Origin of the sequence: Mucilaginibacter gracilis, assembly GCF_003633615.1 — a bacterium.
GTDB lineage: Bacteria > Bacteroidota > Bacteroidia > Sphingobacteriales > Sphingobacteriaceae > Mucilaginibacter > Mucilaginibacter gracilis.
Window position 1 is genome coordinate 3590455 of the sequence record NZ_RBKU01000001.1, and the last position, 19798, is coordinate 3610252.

The 19798-nt window shown below is 42.1% G+C and carries 17 protein-coding genes; 13 read left to right on the forward strand and 4 right to left on the reverse strand.

All coding sequences use genetic code 11. The features are described from left to right. Positions 1-7 precede the first annotated feature (7 nt). Positions 8-1150, forward strand: coding sequence for an efflux RND transporter periplasmic adaptor subunit (locus BDD43_RS15680; protein WP_121198556.1), 1143 nt, complete (start codon positions 8-10; stop codon positions 1148-1150). A gap of 14 nt (positions 1151-1164) precedes the next feature. Beyond that, the gene (locus tag BDD43_RS15685; RefSeq protein WP_121198557.1) at positions 1165-4362 is read left to right on the forward strand and encodes an efflux RND transporter permease subunit; all 3198 of its coding nucleotides are present in this window, start codon (positions 1165-1167) and stop codon (positions 4360-4362) included. Positions 4363-4780: 418 nt separating this feature from the next. Here BDD43_RS15685 and aroC read toward each other — a convergent pair whose 3' ends face one another. The 4 genes from aroC to BDD43_RS15705 form a co-directional block, all read right to left on the reverse strand. Continuing rightward, on the reverse strand, positions 4781-5872 hold the full coding sequence (gene aroC, locus BDD43_RS15690) for a chorismate synthase (protein WP_121198558.1): 1092 nt from the start codon (positions 5870-5872) through the stop codon (positions 4781-4783). A 151-nt stretch (positions 5873-6023) separates the two neighbouring features. Further along, complete coding sequence (gene aroA, locus BDD43_RS15695; RefSeq protein ID WP_121198559.1) at positions 6024-7370, reverse strand: 3-phosphoshikimate 1-carboxyvinyltransferase; 1347 nt, start codon at positions 7368-7370, stop codon at positions 6024-6026. A 9-nt stretch (positions 7371-7379) separates the two neighbouring features. After that, positions 7380-8510 carry a chorismate mutase gene (locus BDD43_RS15700; RefSeq protein ID WP_121198560.1) on the reverse strand — a complete coding sequence of 377 codons (1131 nt, stop codon included), beginning with the start codon at positions 8508-8510 and terminating at the stop codon, positions 7380-7382. An 82-nt stretch (positions 8511-8592) separates the two neighbouring features. Continuing rightward, the gene (locus tag BDD43_RS15705) at positions 8593-9438 is read right to left on the reverse strand and encodes a prephenate dehydratase (RefSeq protein WP_121198561.1); all 846 of its coding nucleotides are present in this window, start codon (positions 9436-9438) and stop codon (positions 8593-8595) included. 459 nt (positions 9439-9897) lie between these two features. Here BDD43_RS15705 and BDD43_RS15710 point away from each other — a divergent pair, with 459 nt between their 5' ends. From BDD43_RS15710 to BDD43_RS15760, 11 genes are all read left to right on the forward strand, one after another. Then, positions 9898-11583, forward strand: a complete 1686-nt coding sequence (locus tag BDD43_RS15710) for an ArnT family glycosyltransferase (RefSeq protein WP_121198562.1) — start codon at positions 9898-9900, stop codon at positions 11581-11583. Between the two features lie 168 nt (positions 11584-11751). Further along, the gene (locus BDD43_RS15715; RefSeq protein WP_121198563.1) at positions 11752-12144 is read left to right on the forward strand and encodes an acyl-CoA thioesterase; all 393 of its coding nucleotides are present in this window, start codon (positions 11752-11754) and stop codon (positions 12142-12144) included. 42 nt (positions 12145-12186) lie between these two features. Further along, complete coding sequence (locus tag BDD43_RS15720) at positions 12187-12624, forward strand: nuclear transport factor 2 family protein (protein WP_121198564.1); 438 nt, start codon at positions 12187-12189, stop codon at positions 12622-12624. A 179-nt stretch (positions 12625-12803) separates the two neighbouring features. After that, complete coding sequence (locus tag BDD43_RS15725; RefSeq protein WP_121198565.1) at positions 12804-13331, forward strand: hypothetical protein; 528 nt, start codon at positions 12804-12806, stop codon at positions 13329-13331. An 11-nt stretch (positions 13332-13342) separates the two neighbouring features. Continuing rightward, positions 13343-13933, forward strand: a complete 591-nt coding sequence (locus BDD43_RS15730) for a hypothetical protein (protein ID WP_121198566.1) — start codon at positions 13343-13345, stop codon at positions 13931-13933. A 222-nt stretch (positions 13934-14155) separates the two neighbouring features. Continuing rightward, complete coding sequence (locus tag BDD43_RS15735; RefSeq protein WP_147425655.1) at positions 14156-14887, forward strand: putative periplasmic lipoprotein; 732 nt, start codon at positions 14156-14158, stop codon at positions 14885-14887. A 194-nt stretch (positions 14888-15081) separates the two neighbouring features. Continuing rightward, entirely contained in the window at positions 15082-15819 is a 738-nt protein-coding gene (locus BDD43_RS15740) for a PspA/IM30 family protein (protein WP_121198568.1), read from the forward strand. Next, positions 15806-16558, forward strand: a complete 753-nt coding sequence (locus BDD43_RS15745) for a hypothetical protein (protein ID WP_121198569.1) — start codon at positions 15806-15808, stop codon at positions 16556-16558. The genes BDD43_RS15740 and BDD43_RS15745 overlap by 14 nt, the downstream gene beginning before the upstream one ends. A gap of 116 nt (positions 16559-16674) precedes the next feature. Next, positions 16675-17154, forward strand: a complete 480-nt coding sequence (locus BDD43_RS15750) for a hypothetical protein (protein WP_121198570.1) — start codon at positions 16675-16677, stop codon at positions 17152-17154. A gap of 35 nt (positions 17155-17189) precedes the next feature. Further along, complete coding sequence (locus tag BDD43_RS15755) at positions 17190-18419, forward strand: MDR family MFS transporter (protein WP_121198571.1); 1230 nt, start codon at positions 17190-17192, stop codon at positions 18417-18419. Between the two features lie 313 nt (positions 18420-18732). Continuing rightward, positions 18733-19794: a hypothetical protein gene (locus BDD43_RS15760; RefSeq protein ID WP_121198572.1), complete on the forward strand. Its 1062-nt coding sequence runs from the start codon at positions 18733-18735 to the stop codon at positions 19792-19794. Positions 19795-19798 lie beyond the last annotated feature (4 nt).

Consider the following 19798-nt stretch of genomic DNA (forward strand, 5'->3'; position numbering starts at 1 on the left):
CTTAGTTATGAATAAAAGATACATTTTTTTAATTGGCCCTGTAGCAATGCTGATGTGGGTATCATGCAAGCAAGCCCCCAAACAAATTACTGCATTGCCGCCAACTGCTGTAACTCTTGTATCAGCCGAAAAAGGCAACGCCATTTATTACGATCAATACCCGGGCGTTGTAGTGCCCTTAAACAGTGTTGAATTACGGTCGCAGGTGGCGGGATATTTAACGGGCATTTTTTTTAAGGAAGGTGACGTGGTTGAAAAAGGTAAGCCATTATATGAGATAGACCGCCGTAAATATCAATCGGCGTATTTGCAGGCCCAGGCCAATTTAAGCAGCGCCCAGGCAAACCTGATACGCTCGCAAAAAGATGCCGACAGGTACAACCAGCTTTTAAAGCAGGATGCTGTTGCCAAGCAACTGGTTGATAATGCTACGGCCACATTAGCCAGCAGCCAAAGCCAGGTTGAATCGGCAAAGGCAGGCGTAGTATCAGCTAAAACAGATTTGGATTATTCGTTAATCCGGGCCCCTTTTACGGGCCGTATTGGTATATCCCAGGTTAAACTGGGTGCGCAGGTTAGCCCCGGTACAACGCTGTTAAACACCATATCGAGCGAAGACCCGATTGCCGTTGATTTTGTGGTTGACGAAAAAGATATTCCGCGTTTTGCGGCCATGCAGAGCAAACCGGCCATTAAGGCCGATTCAACCTTTATGTTGAGTTCGTCAACCGGGGTAGCCTACAAGCAACCGGGTAAAATATTGGTGATTGATAGGGGTGTTGATAACCAATCAGGAACGATCAAGGTTGGTATCCAGTTCCCTAATCCCAAAAAGGAATTAATAAGCGGAATGAGCGTGGTATTAAAAGTATTGAACCAGCAATCGGGCGTACAGGTTTTAATACCTTACAAAGCCATTACCGAGCAAATGGGCGAATTTTTTGTGTTTGTATCGCAAAACGATACCATAGCTGTGCAGCACAAGGTACAGGTTGGGCCGCGTGTTAGCGATAAAATTGTGATAATGAGCGGTATAAACGAAGGTGATAAGGTTGTTACCGAAGGTTTGAACCGCTTGCGCGATAAGGGTAAGATACAGGTTGGGCCGCCAAAACAATCGGCACAGGGCCAGCAACAAGCACCAAAATAATTTAAGATTTAAGCATGATCGCAGAAACTTTTATAAAAAGGCCGGTAACAGCAATTGTTATATCAATAGTTATTTTGATAGTAGGCGTGCTGGCTATTACCAGTTTACCTATAGGCCAGTATCCCGAAATTACACCGCCTACCGTACAAATAACAAGTACCTATACCGGTGCCGATGCCCAAACAGTTGAGCAAACTGTAGCTACGCCCATAGAAGTACAGGTGAATGGTACACCCGGTATGACATACCTTACCAGTAACAGCACCAGTAACGGCGCCATGAGCATGACGGCCAATTTTGAAGTGGGTACCGATATTAACAATGCCACACTGGATGTGCAAAACCGGGTAAGTATAGCACAGCCTACCTTACCGCAGGAAGTACAGCGTTTAGGTATTACCACCAAAAAGCGTAACCCAAGTATTTTAATGCTGGTGGCAATTTATTCGCCAAAGGGTACGCACAACGTAACTTTTACCGATAACTACGCCAATATTTTTATCCGCGATGCCCTTTTAAGAACAAAGGGTGTGGGAGATATTGTTAGCCGCGCCGACGATTTTAGTATGCGTATTTGGCTAAAGCCCGATAAACTGGCTATTTTGGGTATAACAGCCGCCCAAGTAACTGCTGCCCTGCAAGAGCAAAATGCACAGATAGCTGCCGGTACTGTGGGTGCGCCGCCGCAACAAAACGCACAAACGTTTGAATATACGGTTTACGTAAAAGGCCGTTTGGTTCAACCCGAAGAATTTGGCAACATTGTAGTAAAAACAAACGCCGCCACAGGTAGCGTGGTTTATTTAAAAGATGTTGCCCGCATTGAGTTAGGTAAATTTAACTACTCTGGTAACTCATTTGTTGATGGAAAAAAGGCATCATACCTGCTGGTGTACCAGGCTCCGGGCAGTAACGCTATCGAAACCGCACAAGGCATTTATGATACCATGGATGAGCTAAAGAAAGCTTTTCCGGCTGATATTGATTACGTGGTTCCGTTCGAATCGATAACGGTTGTAAAGGTATCCGTGCATGAGGTTGTTGAAACCTTGCTCATAGCTTTGGCCCTGGTTATTGTGGTAGTATTCCTGTTTCTACAAAGCTGGAGGGCAACGCTTATCCCTGTGTTGGCTATCCCGGTTTCAATTATCGGTACATTCATATTCTTTATTCCGTTAGGGTTTACTATTAATACTTTAACACTGTTTGGTTTTGTATTGGCCATTGGTATTGTGGTTGATGATGCCATTGTGGTGGTTGAGGCCGTACAACATTATATTGACGAAAAAGGCATGGACCCTAAAGAGGCTACCATGAACGCCATGCGCGATATATCGGCGCCCGTTATTGCAATTGCCTTAATATTGGCGGCGGTGTTTGTTCCGGTAGGTTTTATACCGGGTATAGTAGGCCGTTTGTATCAGCAGTTTGCCATCACTATTGCCATATCGGTAATGATATCGGCTTTCGTGGCACTTTCATTAACTCCTGCGCTTTGTACGTTGATACTGAAGCCGATGAAACTGGACGAGTCGTCTAAAGGGTTGGATAAGTTCTTCTTTAAATTTAATGGTTGGTTTGGCCGCGTAACCGGCAAATACCAAAATGGTGTTGCGCGAAGTATAAAAAACTCCAAGTTTGTTATAGTAATATTATTGTGTATCATTATTGGGGCTGTAATGTTATTTAAGTACAAACCAAGCGGTTTTATACCAACGGAAGATGATGGCCGCGTTTACATAACCTTTGATTTACCCGAGGCCTCGTCAACCGGTAGAACAGTTAACGTAATAACCCGGATGATGCATATGTTGGATAGTGTGCCCGGCGTACAGCATTATGCTGCCTTGGGTGGCTTAAACGTTGTTTCCTTCGCAACAAAATCAAACAGTGGAACCATATTTTGCCAGCTAAAACCCTGGGATGAGCGTACAAAACCAGAAGACCAGTTATTAGGGCCCAAAGGTTTAGTTGCATCACTTCAAAAGAAATTTTCGACTACCATAAAAGAGGCAAACGTTGTAGTTATTTCGCCACCGGCAATACCCGGTTTAGGCACAACTGCAGGCTTTGCATTTAACTTAGAACAACGCGAAACCGGTGATATAAAAGCCTTTGAAAAAGTGGTGCAGACTTTTGTTGCCGCCATAAACCAGCGAAAAGAAATTGGCAAGGCTTTCTCATTCTTTACGGCGCGCACACCGGGTTACCAGTTAACCATCGATCGTGAAAAGTGTAAAAAGCTGGGTGTAAGTATATCCGACGTGGGTAACGCCTTGCAAACCTACCTGGGTAGTGCTTACGTTAACGACTTTACAATTTATGGCCGTAATTTTCGCGTAGTTGAACAAGCCGATACTAATTACCGCGCCGACATTAAGAACCTGAGCGGATATTTTGTACGAAACTCCGGCGGTACAATGGTGCCTGTAAGCACGCTTACCAGCTATAAGTTAACCGAGAGTGCCCCGTTAATATCGCACTTTAACCTGTTCCGCTCAACCGAAATTGATGGTAGCCCTGCACCGGGCTATAGTAGCGGCGACGCTTTAAATGCCTTAAAAGAAGTAGCTGCTCAAACGCTGCCGCAAGGCTACAGTTACGAGTTTTCGGGCTTAAGCCGCGAAGAAATATTATCCGGTTCAAAAACCGTATATATCTTCATTCTTTCGCTCATGTTCGTATTCTTGTTTTTAGCGGCTCTGTACGAGAGTTGGTCGGTGCCGTTCTCTGTATTACTCGCGGTGCCGTTGGGTGCCTTTGGGGCCATTTTAGCACTAACCTTTAGGCCATTACTTACCGATAACGTGTACGCGCAAATAGGTTTGATAACTTTGATAGGTTTAGCTGCCAAAAACGCCATCCTGATAGTGGAGTTTGCCAAGGAACGGGTTGACCGTGGGATGGAAGTTGTTAAAGCCACTTTAGAGGCTGTACACTTGCGCCTGCGCCCAATTATCATGACATCGATGGCGTTTATATTAGGTGTATTACCATTAGTTGTAGCATCTGGCGCAGGCGCCGAGGCCCGTAAAACCATAGGTTGGACGGTTTTTGGCGGTATGCTTTCGGCAACCTTCCTGGCTATATTTATTGTGCCCGTGCTCTATGTGTTGATTACCAAATTTGCCTATGGTAAAAAGAAGCTTGACGAAATGCAAGCCAACTACAAACCCGACCCCGAGCATGACGATATAACAGGCGTGGAATAATATTGTACTAACCCGAGAGCCTCAAACTTAACTGTTTGGGGCTTTTTGTTGCATTAAACGTAATAAAATTGCATTAAAAGCGTTCAAAAATAAAAAGGTTAAAAAGAACCATGGATTGTTTGAATTTTTAGTTTCAGGTTATTAACTTTATACAATACCGTCGAACGCATAGCAATCAAATTATGGTGCCAGCCAAAAGTTTGATAATAAATACGTTGATTAGGAGCTTAGTAATAAGCTCCTTTTTCGTTTCAAAAATTTGGGGAAAGGTTCTGAAAATTATTAACCGAAGCACACAGAAAGAGCAATACTATAATTTCACGGAAATCTTAGTGCGCTGTTTTTTACATGCATGTTTTAGCAAAAGAAATTTACCCCTCTAATATCCCGGTATTCATGAGTGGGTATTAAAATCTCTTTATAAGTGCGAATTTTTATTTCTCAACCAATGATCGGCTATCACCAAGGCTGCCATAGCTTCAACAATAGGCACGGCGCGCGGTACTACGCAAGGATCGTGGCGGCCCTTGCCACTTATTTCGGCGGCATTGCCTGCGGCATCTATAGTTTGCTGGTTGTGCATAATAGTGGCAACGGGTTTAAAGGCAACCTTAAACTCAATGGGCATACCATTGCTTATGCCGCCTTGTATACCACCACTAAAGTTGGTGATAGTTTTAACATCGCCTAAATGGTTTTTAACAAAAATGTCGTTATGCTCCGAGCCCCGCATTTCGCTGCCCGAAAAACCCGAACCAAATTCAAAACCATGCACGGCGTTAATGCTCAACATAGCCTTGCCTAATTCGGCGTGCAGCTTATCAAAAACAGGTTCGCCTAGCCCAACCGGGCAGTTTAATATGTGGCAACTCACTTTGCCGCCAACGGTATCGCCATCTTTACGTACCGAATCAATAAAATCAATCATTTCAACAGCAGTACCGGGGTCGGCACAGCGTAAAATGTTGCTTTCGCGGATAGCTAAAAACTCTTTCGCGCTTGTTATGGTTACGTTAGGTGCATCAATTTTACCAACACTGCTAACATGGGCCAATATTTCTATCCCCTGTGTTTTTAACAACAATTTAGCAACAGCCCCGGCAGCCACGCGTGCAGCCGTTTCGCGCGCTGATGAGCGGCCCCCACCACGATGATCGCGGATGCCATACTTGGTTTGATAAGTATAATCTGCATGTGATGGCCGAAAAACATCAGTATTATGGCTGTAATCCTTCGATCGCTGGTCTTCATTCGGTATCAGCATGGCAATAGGCGTTCCGGTAGTTTTACCCTCAAATACGCCCGAAAGTATCTTAACCGTATCGCTCTCCTTACGCTGCGTAGTAATTTTACTTTGACCAGGCTTGCGCTTATCCAACTCACCCTGAATATATTCCATATCAATAGGCAATTGCGCAGGGCAGCCATCTATAATCACCCCGATAGCCTCGCCGTGCGATTCCCCAAAAGTTGTTATCCTGAATATTTGTCCGAATGAATTACCAGCCATTGTGTAAGATATGAGATGTTAGATATGAGTATTGAGATACATAGTTTGTCATTGCGAGGAACGAAGCAACCGCTTGCTTTACAGAGCGGCTTTGCAGGTTCGCTTTGCTTCCGTGCGGTTGCTTCGTACCTCGCAATGACACAGTTTTAGTTTATTTTTTAATTGAAAATCCCACCTTTTCCAAATCCGACCAAAATGCCGGGTACGATTTTTCAACCACCGTGGGGTCTTCAATTTCAACCTGTGGAATTACCAGGGCCAGGGGGGCAAAAGCCATAGCCATGCGGTGGTCTTCGTAAGTATGAATAATCACCTTTTCGGGAATACGCTTTTCGCTGCAATCCAATTTATATACCTGTCCTTTTTCAGTGAGTTTCACGCCTATTTTAGCCAACTCATTTTGCAGGGCGGCTATACGGTCGGTTTCCTTAATTTTAAGGGTTTCCAATCCCGTAAAGGTAGCATCATGGCCTAACGCGGCGCAAACCACAATAACGGTTTGAGCTAGGTCCGGGCATTCCTTAAAATCAAATATCTTGCGTAAAATGGGTTTAGCTTCCTTTTGCAGATATACGCCGCCATCTTTAAATTGCGATGTAATTCCAAAATTTGCCATTATTTCCGTTATCACACTATCGCCCTGTAGGCTGTAAGCCTTTAAAGCAGGTAAAAATAGTTCGGCAGTGTTTGATAATGCCGCAATAGCATACCAGTACGAAGCCGCGCTCCAATCGGGTTCAACCACCAAATCGGTTTCTTTAAAAGGCTGGCTTTCTATGCCAATACTGTTACCTGCCCAAGTATGCGCAATGCCGGCTTGCTGTAGCATGGCCAGAGTCATCTCAACATACGGTTTAGAAGTCAGTTCGCCCTCAATCTCCAATGTTAAACCCTGAGGCAAGCTCGAAGCTATTAACAGCAATGCTGTAATATACTGACTGCTGATATCGCCTTTAATAGCAATGCGGTTGGTTTGCTGTTCAAAGCCACTATGAATTTTAATAGGAGGGAAGCCATCGTTAATTTCATAATCAATTTTAGCACCCAGCTTGCGCATAGCATCAACCAACACGCCAATGGGGCGTTGCTGCATACGTTGTGTGCCTGTTAGCACTACATTTTTATCCTGCAAGGGTAAATAGGCGGTCAAAAATCGCATCGCAGTGCCGGCAGGGCCGATGTTGATTTCGGATTTGAGATTTACGATTTCGGATTTGAGATTTACGATTTCGGATTTGGAAGGCTCCGAATCCCCGTCAGCCATTATGACTACTTGACTTCTGACCTCCGTCTTCTGACTACCGACTACCGACTCCTGATTCAAAACCCCTTTCAGCGTAACAGCATCAGCAGCGTCGCTCATGTTTTTTACCTTCACCTTGCCTTTGCTCAGGGCCTCAATAATGAGTGCCCTGTTGCATTCGCTTTTAGAACCGGTAAGCTGTATGGTTCCGCTAAGTGTTTTATCAGCCTTAGATATAATGATGTTACCTTGCATTGCTGCTATTTAAACGTGGGTTAAATGTTCTTGCTGGCTACCTGCTATACCATCCGTATTCATAATCTCGGTTTGTTTACGGATAGATTCGCTGTGTATCAATTCCAGCAATTTGCTTGTAAACTCTTCGCTTAATTTTAAGGCTTTTCCGTAGCTGATGCGTTTGTTCAATATCTCGTCCCAACGGCTAACCTGTAAAATGGTGATACCGTTATCTTTTTTATGCTGACCAATTTTTTCGGCTATCTGCATTCTTTCAGCTATTTTCTGAATAACCAGATCGTCAATTTTATCAATCTCATTACGCAGTACGGCTAATTTATCCTTAACCTCGGGTGTGCCGGCGCCAGATTTACGGATTTCTAAACGGCCCATAAGCTCGTCCAATGCCGATGGTGTAAGCTGTTGCTTGGCATCCGTCCAGGCTACCGATGGGTCAATGTGCGATTCGATAATCAAACCTTGCATATCCAGGTCAAGTGCTTTTTGGGCAATGTAAGGTATCAGCTCGCGGTTACCGCAAATATGGCTTGGGTCGCAAATAATAGGCAACTCAGGGGCATGTGTTTTTAAGCTGATAGCCAGGTCCCACATCGGCTCGTTACGGAAAGCAGTTTTTTCGTGCGACGAAAAACCACGGTGTATAGCTGCCAATTTAGTAATACCGGCGTTATTAACACGCTCTAAAGCACCTATCCACAAAGAAAGATCGGGGTTAACCGGGTTTTTAACAATTACAGGTACATCAACGCCGCGTAGCGCGTCGGCAATTTCCTGAACAGTAAACGGGTTTGCGGTTGAGCGTGCGCCAATCCATAAAATATCAACACCAGCAGCAAGCGCTTCTTCTACGTGTTTGGCGGTAGCTACTTCAACCGCTGTTGGTAAACCGGTTTCGGCTTTGGCGCGTTTTAACCATTCAAGGCCAATGCTGCCAATACCTTCAAACTCTCCGGGGCGGGTACGTGGTTTCCATATACCGGCGCGTAATACTGATACGCGACCAGTTTTGGCTAACAAATGTGCGGTAGCAACTAATTGCTCCTCGGTTTCGGCACTGCAAGGGCCGGCAATTAAAAATGGTTCCTTGGTTACTTTAGCCCAGGAATTGAATGGCTGTATGTTAAAGTTTAGTTTCATCTTATTTAGATATGAGGTATTAGATTTGAGTATTGAGATTTTTTTTGTGATTATTTAGTTTAATGGTTGCTACACTCCCCCTTCATGGGGCCGGGGGGCTGTCGTTCTTCACATATTCGCCCAGTATATTAAAGTTTTGCGTGTATTTAAGTATCTGCCTTATGGCAATATCATATTGTTGCTGCTCGTTCCATTCAACGTCTACATAAAAATTATATTCGTTGCGCTTACCCAATACCGGCATCGATTGTATTTTGCTCATATTTAAATCGTGCTCGGCAAAAATATTTAACACTTTGGCCAGGGCCCCAACCTGGTTACCCACCTGGAAGCATAACGAAGCCTTGTCGGCTTTTATCTTTTCGGTATTGTCCATATCCGTTAATATCAAAAAGCGGGTATAGTTGGTCCGGTTTGATTCTATTCTGCGTTCCAAAACATCCAGCTCATATAACTTGGCGGCAAGTGCGTTGGCAATGGCAACGGTATCGGTTAGCTTTTCGTCGTGTACGCGTTTGGCGCAGGCGGCGGTATCGGTGCCTTCAACCAATTTAATATGCGGGTAATCATCAAAAAAATCCAAACACTGGCGCAAAGCCATGGGGTGCGATGTAACCACTTTAATATCCTCAAACTTAACACCCGGATAAGCCAGTAAATGTAGCTGTATAGGCAAATAAACCTCGCCAACCACCGGGAAATTATAGTTCATTAACAAGCTGTAATTGGGTAGTATAGCGCCTGCTATGCTATTTTCAATGGCCATAATAACATAATCAGCCTCTTTGTTCTGCAATTTTTCAAACGTTTGTTTAAACGAGTTGCATTCAACAGTTTCAATGTCTTCACCAAAAAACTTAAACGCCGCTTCTTCGTGAAACGAGGCCTTTATCCCTTGTATGGCTACTCTTGGTTTTTGCTTTTCCATATTTGTATTAAAGCAAAAAGTCCCGGCTGTTGGGCCGGGACTTTTGTTTTTGTTTATATCTGTAACAACATATCAGTCCCGGCTTGTACTCATAAAGTAAAAGTAATAACCGAACCAGAATGCGTTTGATGTTTTCATTTTTCTGTTTAACGCTGTAAATGTACAGTTTTAAATTTATTTGTCAATAGCTAATTTTTATTTTTTTAATATATCGGAATAATGTTCGGATAAGTATCTAAAAAAAGCATTCAAACAAAATTTAATACAACGTATAGCTGCCAATATGCTAGCCTGCCTGCCGCAATAAATTTTATCAAAAATGAAATAAAAGCTGTATTTTTGGCCTGTAGTTTATATCGTTTTAATATTTTACATGGTAAAATCATAAAATGGCATTTTTATGATTTTACTTTTAAGCCAAATTAGTCAATTTGTTTGGTTAACCTCTACATCCAAATTATGAATAAAATCGACGCTTCCGAATCTGATCCAAATCATAACGAGCAATCATCTTCCAAAACAATTACAGAAGGGAACGCCGTAAAATACACCCTTATTCTTATTGCACTAACCTTTGTTGTGCGCGTACTTATTGGTGCTTACACAGGCTTAGGCATAGGCGAATCCTATTATTTCAGAGGAGCGGTAACGCTCAGTTTAAGCTATTTCGATCAGCCGCCATTGTTTTTTTGGTTAAGCGGCATCATGATAAAGTTATTTGGCCTTAGTAATTTAACGTTAAGGTTGCCTGCTATTATATTGTTTGCAGGCACAAGCTGGCTATTGTTTTTAATTACCCGCAAGTTTTTTAATGCCCGCTCTGGCTTTTGGGCGGTATTGATTATGAACCTGAGTGCCGTGTTTACCATACCGGTAGCTACCTGGTTTCAGCCCGATGCCCCGCTTATGTTTTTTTGGCTGTTGGCAACTTACTTCATCATACAGTTGCTAATGCCCAATGCAAACGCCAAGCCGCGCACCACCGCACAAGAGTATGGCCTTTGGACTTTGGTAGGTGTATTTATGGGCCTGGCTACGTTAAGTAAATACCATGTACTGTTTTTATTTGTTGGCGTATTAATGTTTATTATTGCCAATAAGGCCCAGCGCCGCTGGTTAACCCATGGCGGGCCGTATTTAGCGGTTTTAATAACGCTTATCATAGCATCGCCTATTTTGTGGTGGAATGCGCATAACAACTGGGTATCGTTTGCTTTCCAGGGATCGCGTGCCGTGTCCGACGGTAAATTTGTGTTGCACCCCGATTGGTTTCTGCGCAGCTTTATTGGCCAGGCTTGCTGGATATTACCCTGGATATGGCTGCCGGTAATGAAGCAACTTTTCCAATCGTTTAAACAACGCAACAGTTCGTTGCCGTATAGTTTTGTTTTTTGGACATCAGTTTTGCCCATTATATTTTTTACAGTTATCACCCTTTGGGCCGATTTGCAATACCACTTTCACTGGCAGGCTCCCGGTTACTTAATGCTTTTTATACCTGTTGGTTATGCTATCGACAAAAATTTAAGCGATCCGGCCAGAGCAAGGGGAACGCGCAGGTGGCTCAGGTTTTCGGCATCGTTTACGCTAATTACCATAGCCTTTTTAAGCCTGCACATGATTACCGGTTTTTGGCAGTGGTACGGCCCTAAATACATTGTAACCCATACGCACTTAGGTATTGACGACCCAACTATTGAAGGTACCGATTACCTGGATATTAAGGCCCGCTTTGAAAAAGAAGGCTGGATGAAAAACCCCAAACTATTTGCAGGTTGCACCCGCTGGTGGCTAACCGGCAAGGTTGATTGGGCGTTAAAAGGCCAAAAGCCAATAGTTTGCTTTAGTTTTGACCCGCGAAACCTTGCTTTTTTAGTTGACCCCGGTACCCTAAAGGGTTATGATGCCGTGGTGATTATGCAAAACGATACCACGAGTTTATACCAAGATGTAACACCATTCTTCGCTAAAGTAAAACGCGTGCCCGATATTATCATAACCCGCAACGGCAGGGAAGAAGTACACTTGGCTACTTATTATTGTACGCATTTCCAGTTACCAAAATCGCCCCGTGGAGATTTACCGGTTTATTACCAGTTGAAAGGATTGCCACCGTTTGGGCATAGTTTAAACGGGAAGGATTAAGGGATAAAAAATTTTTGTTACGACGAAAAGAGAAATCTTCTGCAAGCGATAAAATCTGCTATAGAAGATTTTTTTCGTTGCTTTATTTGATGTCGTAAATCTTTTCAAGATCGTGATTTGGTTCAGGATTTAAATAAATCTTATCTTCAGCCGTTATATTTCTAAACCATGAATTTTTATACGCGTAAATGGGTTAAACCCGAAGACTTGAATGCACACGGCACACTATTTGGCGGCAGCTTGTTAAGCTGGATTGACGAAGAAGCTGCTATTTATACCATTATACAATTGGGTACCAACGGCTGTGTAACCAAATACATGTCCGAAATTAATTTTGTAAACTCGGCTAAACAGGGCGATATTATTGAGCTGGGTATTAAGGCTGTCAGTTTTGGTCGTACTTCGTTAACGTTAACCTGCGAGGTACGCAATAAAATAACCCTCAAAACCATATTAACTATTGATAAAATAGTATTTGTTAGCGTTGATGAAAAAGGAGTTCCTGTGCCACATGGCAAAACCGAAATAACTTATACCGATGAGCGGTTGAGGGAAGATTGATATAGTTTTAGCTTCCATGTTTTTTTGCCTAAGTTTGACATTATGAAGAAGACATTTTTTTTATTGACCATCATGATAGCCATGGCTATGGGAAGCCGGGCCCAAACAAAAAGCGAAACCGAAGTAGCCGCCGCGGTTGAAAAAATGCGCCTTGCCATGATAAGCGGCCAAAAGGCCGACCTGGACGCCGTGGCCTCCGAAGATTTAACCTACGGACACTCCAGCGGAAAGCTGCAAACCAAAACCGAGTTTATGGATTCGTTTTTAACTAAAGCTTCGGTATTTGTAGCTATAACTTTAACAGATCAAACCATAAAAGTAACCGGTAATACAGCCATAGTGCGCCATAAATTAGCCGCCACAACTGCCGATGGCGGCAAACCTGGTACCGTAAACCTGGGTATTATACTGGTGTTTATAAAACAACACAGCCAATGGAAACTGCTGGCCAGGCAGGCTTATAAATTGCCTGTTGCATAAGGAGTTACAAAAAATTTGTCGTTGTGAGCGATAGCGTCGCAATCGCACGTAAGCAAAGCGGCTCTGCAAGGTTGAACATGCTTCCGTGCGGTTGCTTCGTTACTCACGATGATGCAAAGGCACTAAACAATCTCAGAAAATCAATAGCCTATTTCTAACATCATACTTTCAACATCACAATGAAATTTATTACCTCTATAATTTTACTCTTCATCACCGGGCTAACCTTCGCGCAAAGCAAGCCTTATAAGGCTACCGCGGCCCAAACTGCCGCGCTAAAAAAGCAAGCCGAAGCCTGTGCCGATGCCATGATGAAACAAAACTTTAAGCAACTGGCTGTTTATACCTACCCGCCACTTATAAAAGCTATGGGCGGTGCCGATAAAATGGCCACTAAACTAACAGCCACGGCGGCACAAATGCAAAGCCAGGGTATCGCATTTAAATCGATAACTATAGGTGATGTTAAGGATATTGTAAAATCAAAAAATGATTTATATAGTATTGTGCAAGATATATTGCAGATATCAATGAATGGCACGCTGATTACTTCAAGCTCATATCTGCTGGCTTACTCCAGTAACAATGGGTTGCGCTGGTACTTTGTAGATACCGTTCCGCTCAAAAATCAAAATATCAAAAAGTTATTCCCAACCTATCCCGATGGCTTGGTTATTCCCGATATGCATAAGCCAATTGCCAATTGATAAATAAAACTATGAAACATATCCGCTTCTTAGTTTTATTTATCAGCATCTTAACGACAGGTTGTTTTATTTCCGACAGCCTAATGAATGATTTTAAACAGATTAACGTTTCGTTGGAAAAATCAAACAAGTTCATTAGGCTAAGAAATGGAGAAGCAATGTACGCCGTTCTACATAAAGCCGATAAGCAGACGTACTTACGAGCCGATACTTTGGCCAAATTAAATGCAGAGACCTGTGATTATATTGATTCATTAAAAAGCTCAATGGAGCGTTATGATCCCAAAGGAGATAATATCAATATTCCTCACGAGTTTTTGGTAAACACCTTTAAAGGCATTTGGTTGCAGCAAAAAATAGCAAATGTTTATACTTACGCTCATGCCATTATGCCCAATAGCGGTAAAGTAGTTTCTAAAGATACGTTGGAATATGAATTACATTTAACAACTGTAGACACAGCGTGGACGAGAAAGTATTTTGGAAGTATCCCAACAACGGTTGCAATATGCAGTTTAAGTAAAACCGAAAACAATTGTTTAAAATTAGAAGAGAAGGTGTTAGCTTACTTAAAAAAAGGTACAATAAATAAACTTACCTAAAAGTACTACATCTGCCGCTCCAATTGCTCATTTTACCGATAATTATGCTCCTTCTGCCCAAAAAGTGTTTGCAGGTAGCAAATAAAACCGTCAATTTGTATCACAACAATTTTAAAACCGAAGTGTTAGGGTAATGTAACAAATTACCTGTTGGGCAATCTAAATTCAAAACATTTTAAAAGGACAATGAATTCTTTCTGTTCTCAAAAACCAAAACCAATCATGAAAAAGATAGTATTAACGCTGGCCTGCGCAACTTTGCTTGCAGCATGTTCGGGTCCGCAGCAAAATAATGTAACCATTGCAAGCAATACTACCGCAGGGTTTGATGTAAACAAACTTGGCGAAATAGTAAAAACCAGTACCGACCCGCAAGTTTTAGAAAAAGCCATTAACGACCCCAAAAATAACATCAATAACCTTGACCTGGATAAAGATGGTAAGATTGATTACCTAACCGTAAAAGAACCCGGTAAAAACCAGTTGGACGTTGTTGACGATACAGGCAATAATCAATCCATTACGGTAGCAAGCATTAAGGTTGACCCTACAAACAATAATACCGCCAACCTAAACATTCAGGGCAATCCGGATTATGTTGGCAATAACTACATGTACCATTCCAGCTTTTCCTTTACCGATTTTTTGCTGTTAAGCTACCTTATGCGTCCGCACAGTTATTATGTGCCTATGTACCATTACGGTTATTATCCATCGTACTATAGCCGTCGTACAGTTGTAAGCAACTTTAGGCCAACCACCAGTTCGGCTGTAAGTTCACCACGCCGCAGTAGTTTAAGTGGGTCGGGTTCGCAACGGTCATTCGGTACACGCAATACGTCGCAAGGTGTACGTAGCGGCGGCTTTGGCTCAAGGCGTTCGTCGGGCTTTGGCAGCGGTTCGTCATCCCGCCGCAGTTATGGCAGCAGCCGTAGTTTTGGCCGTAGAAGATAATTTCAGTTATTAGCCTTTAGGCACAAGTGTTAAGTTCTAAGTCAAAAAAAAGAATAATCTAACTTTCAACTCAATACTTAGTACTATTAACTTAAACAGTAGCATCAAGTATCAATATAAAATAATAATTTAGTATCAACATACACACAAGGTGTATTCAATAAATCAGTCAATCAAAATTCAATCATTAAACAATGAGCATATTCGATAGATTATTTCGTATCGGCAAAGCCGAGGCTAACGCCGCCGTAGATAAATTAGAAGATCCATCAAAAATGGCCGATCAGATATTGCGCGAGTTGCGTGCAAACTATCAGCAGGCCATACAGGGCGAAGCCGAAATTAAGGCACTGGCACTATCGCACCGTGCAAGCGAGTTACAGGCCCGTAACAAAGCCGAGGAATGGGAAAACAAAACTAATGGCCTGTTAGACAGGATAGAAAGTAAGCAATTAGACGAAGCCCAGGGTAACGACCTCGCCATAAAAGCCGCACAGGCGCATGCCGACGCCCTTAAAGAAGCCGAGCAATACAAGGGAATGGCCGAAAAGGAAGAGAGTGCTGTTAGCGTGATGGATTTGAAGATTAAACAAATTAAAGATCAGATAGAGGAAACCGAGAACCGCGCTAAGATGATCCAATCGCGGGCAAAAACTGCCGAAGTATCTGAGAAGATAAACAAAACCTTATCAAACGTAGATACTGATGGCTTAATGCAAACCCTTAACCGTATGGACGAGCGTGCTTCGGCGCAGGAATTTCGTGCGGCGGCCTATGCCCAAATTGAAGATTCAACCCTATCAACCGAGCAGGAAATTAACAAGGCTTTAGGCGCAGGCGGTTCGTCAACAGCGTTAGATGCTATTAAGGCCAAACGCTTGCAACAAGCCAATACACCCAAATTATTAAACAACGGCAATGGTTTTAACTGAAGATAACAAAAAAACATACAAAGCCATAATTTTGCTCAACGAGCTTATTAACGGCACTCATAAATTTCAAACTGTTTCCAACGGCGACGATTCGGTACTGGAACCTCTTTTTATTGAGTTAATGGCCAAAGGCTATGTAACTACTGCCGGTGTTAACTATGCGCCTACAGACAAAGGCGAAGATGTGTTTGCCAGCTTTATGCAACGCTATACCGAATATTTAAAGGTTTACGATGTCTTTAGCTTTGTCGACCTTGAAAAAGGCGAATTTGCTTTTGCCCGGTATTTTGACTTTGATACGGATGAGCAATGGGACGATTTTGTTAACGATGAGCGGTTTGATGATTTACGCATTGCAGTAGCCATTTTTAAAAAGATTGATCCTAACGAAATTGTGTTCATGTCGTTTATAAACGAGAACAGGTTTGATACGCAGTCGGCGGGATGGCAAATGGATTTAGTGTCTGATAATACCTGGGCCGAGATAGCAGCTATAGTTGATACCGCAATAAAACCAGGAGAGGTTGGCTTGGATGCGATGGAAGACATGATACGCCAGGGCACCGACCTGATGATGGACCTGCTTAAAGAAGAAGAACGCCAGCGCCAGGAAGACATCCAAAACAACACCTACGACGGCGGCGATACAGTAGTTTACGAAACTGTAGAATATTACGAACCTTATTACGACCCCTGGTATGTATCGCCAATCTGGTACGTTCCGTTGTTTTTGTGGTAAACCCTTTACGGGATAAATTGATAAAATTTATAGCGATGGGTTTAACTCATCGCTATTTTTGTTTAATAAACACAATATACAATAAGCCCAACACTACGTCATTGCTCAAATTAACAATGAAAGCCATTAAATCCAAATTCAGTATAGCTTCATACCTCACAATTGCGGGTGTTGTTTTAATAATTGTAAGTAGCGTTTTGACAATTGTGACACAAGTGAACGACGGATCATTGGATTTAATTGGGGAATTTATTGTCTTTGGTTGGATTGTTTTTTATATTATTTGGTGGGAGGTAAGAAATAAGATAATTGTAATAAAAATCCACGAACAGAGGATAACGGTAAAAAGTTTGGGGATTACAAAATCATACATCTTATCTAATTTTGATGGTTATAAGTTAGCCGAAGTGCATTCTAAAACAAAATCTTACGAACACCTTTACCTATTTAAAAATGGAAAGCGAATGGTCTTAATATCATCGTTTTATATAGCAAACTATAAGCAATTTAAGGACTACATTGTGTATGAAAGTACTTATTTAGGTATTGAGCCATATGGATTCATTAACGAATTTGTCCAAGGTTTCAAACAGTAGTTTGCCCATATTAATAAGCACATCAGCACAACAAAATGATACTCCAACTCTATAAAAATGCCTACACCGGTTTATCGCGAAATAGCTGGTACCTGTGCCTGGTTATGTTTATTAACCGTAGCGGTACTATGGTTATCCCTTTTGTAACCATTTATTGCACACAGCAATTGCATTTTACCATTACACAGGCGGGCAGCATAGTGGGCATTTTTGGTTTGGGTGCTATTACAGGCGCATTTATTGGCGGTAAAATAACCGATAAATGGGGCTTTTACGATCTGCAAATATTTGCCCTGTTTACCGGTGGCCTGTTTTTTATACTGCTGGGTTTCCAAACCACGTTTATAAATATGGCAGCAGGCACATTTTTACTAAGTATTTGTAACGAATCTTTTAGGCCCGCAAACAGTACCGCTGTTGCCCATTATAGTAATGATAGCAATAAAACCCGGTCGTACTCCTTAAACCGGCTTGCCGTTAATCTGGGTTGGGCGTTTGGCAGCGCAATTGGCGGCTTTTTAGCATCCTTCAACTTTCATTTACTGTTTTGGGTTGATGGCTGTACAAACATAATGGCCGCTGTTATTCTGTTAATACTAATACCCCGCGTTAAAACCGCCAGGCCTGTTAAACCCTCGGGTGAATCGGCAAAGGCTTTATCCGCTTATAGCGATAAGGTTTACCTGTTTTTTTTGTTAATAGTTGTACTTTTTGCCACCTGTTTTTTCCAGCTATTTACTATGCAGCCTGTATTCTACAAAGTTTACTGGCATATCAATGTGCGCGTTATCGGCTTTTTAATGTCGCTCAACGGCATAATTATAGCCTTTACCGAAATGGTAATTATCCATCGTTTAGAGGGGCGCCGCCATCCGCTGCAATACATCCCGATAGGTATTTTATTGGTAGGCTCGGGTTTTGTTATGTTAAATATTCTACCGGCTTCAACATGGTCGGCACTGGTAGTCGTGATCCTGATAACCTATGGCGAAATTATGGCCATGCCTTTCATGAATTCGTTTTGGATAGCCCGTACCACACCCTACAACCGCGGGCAATATGCTGCATTGTATACCATAGCCTGGTCTGTGGCACAAAGTTTGGGGCCTTTTATTGGCAGCCGTTTAATTAGCACTTACGGGTTTGCTGTTTGTTGGTGGCTGCTGGCCGGAGTTTGTTTAGTAGCCACATTAGGTGTTGTGGGCCTGTATAAAGCTAAATATAGTAGTGTCAATGTTAGTGGTGTAATGACGGATAGTCTTTAGCCACAAGTCTTGAGTCTTGAGTGAAAAAAAGAATAATCTAACTTTTGACTCAATACTTAGTAATATTAATTTAACAGTAGTGTATTAAAAACAAAAATTAAAATTGCTGATGTTTGATGATATTTATTAAAAATGTATTAATTTTAAGGTTGCCACTTGTTTAAAAGCATTATTTATATCTGGTTTTTTAAAAAATGTAATGTTTTTATATTAACGTTATGTAAACTATTGATTAAAAAATGGCTTAGTGTATGGAATACGAACAGTTAATTTATATTTTTGTGGTCTAATTAATTATACCTAAGTGTAAAAAATGCGAAGGAAAATTTTATTTACTACCGGATCGCCAAATCAAACGATTCAGATGCACCAGATTTCGAGGGAGTTACCGGAGTATGATTGTTGGTTCAGCCATCTTTTTACCGATTCGCCCATTATTAATACGGCTTTAAAGCACACAACAATTATTAATGGCAGCGCACTTGGCAATAATTTTAAAGAAAAATCTGAAAGCTATCTCAGAAGTCATAACCTGCCGATAGATTATCGTGCCGAAAAAAACGATTACGATTTGGTTGTTTTTTGCTCCGATCTTATCATCCCCAAAAGGATGACCAACACCAAAACAATTTGGGTGCAGGAGGGCATGGTTGATAAATTTAACGTAAAAAGTAAAGTTGTTAAGGCCCTTGGCTTGCCGTTGTGGTTAAGCTGCGATACCTCGCTCAACGGCTCATCTAACATTTGCGACATTTATTGCACTGCCTCGCCTGGCTATAAAAAGTATTTTGAGGATTCGGGAACCGAGGCTTCGAAAATTATTGTTACCGGCATGCCCAATTATGATAATTTGGAGCAGTTTGTAAATAATGATTTTCCGTATAACGGTTATGTAATGGTTGCCACCACGGATATGCGCGAAACCTATCGTTTTGAAAACCGGCCGGCATTTATAAAACGCTGCGTGCAAATAGCCAATGGCCGCCAAATGCTGTTTAAACTTCATCCTAACGAAAAATACGCCCGTGCCCAGCGCGAAATACGCAAGTATGCTCCCGAAAACGCACTTATATTTCAGGCCGGCAGCACTAACGAGATGATAGCTAATTGTGAAGAATTGATTACCCAATACTCAACCGTAGTTTACACCGGTATAGCCTTAGGTAAAAAAGTACATTCCTATTTTAATATCGACGATTTAAAACGCCTTACGCCCATACAAAACGGTGGCACATCGTCGCGCAATATTGCCAACGTTTGTCGCAGTTTTGTTGATTTTAAAGGCCCTAAAGAAGATTTCGCTAAAAACTATAAGTTTAGGCCCGCTTTATTTAAATACACCGGTAACTCGGCATTAAAAGTGGCATCCGCCTAATTAT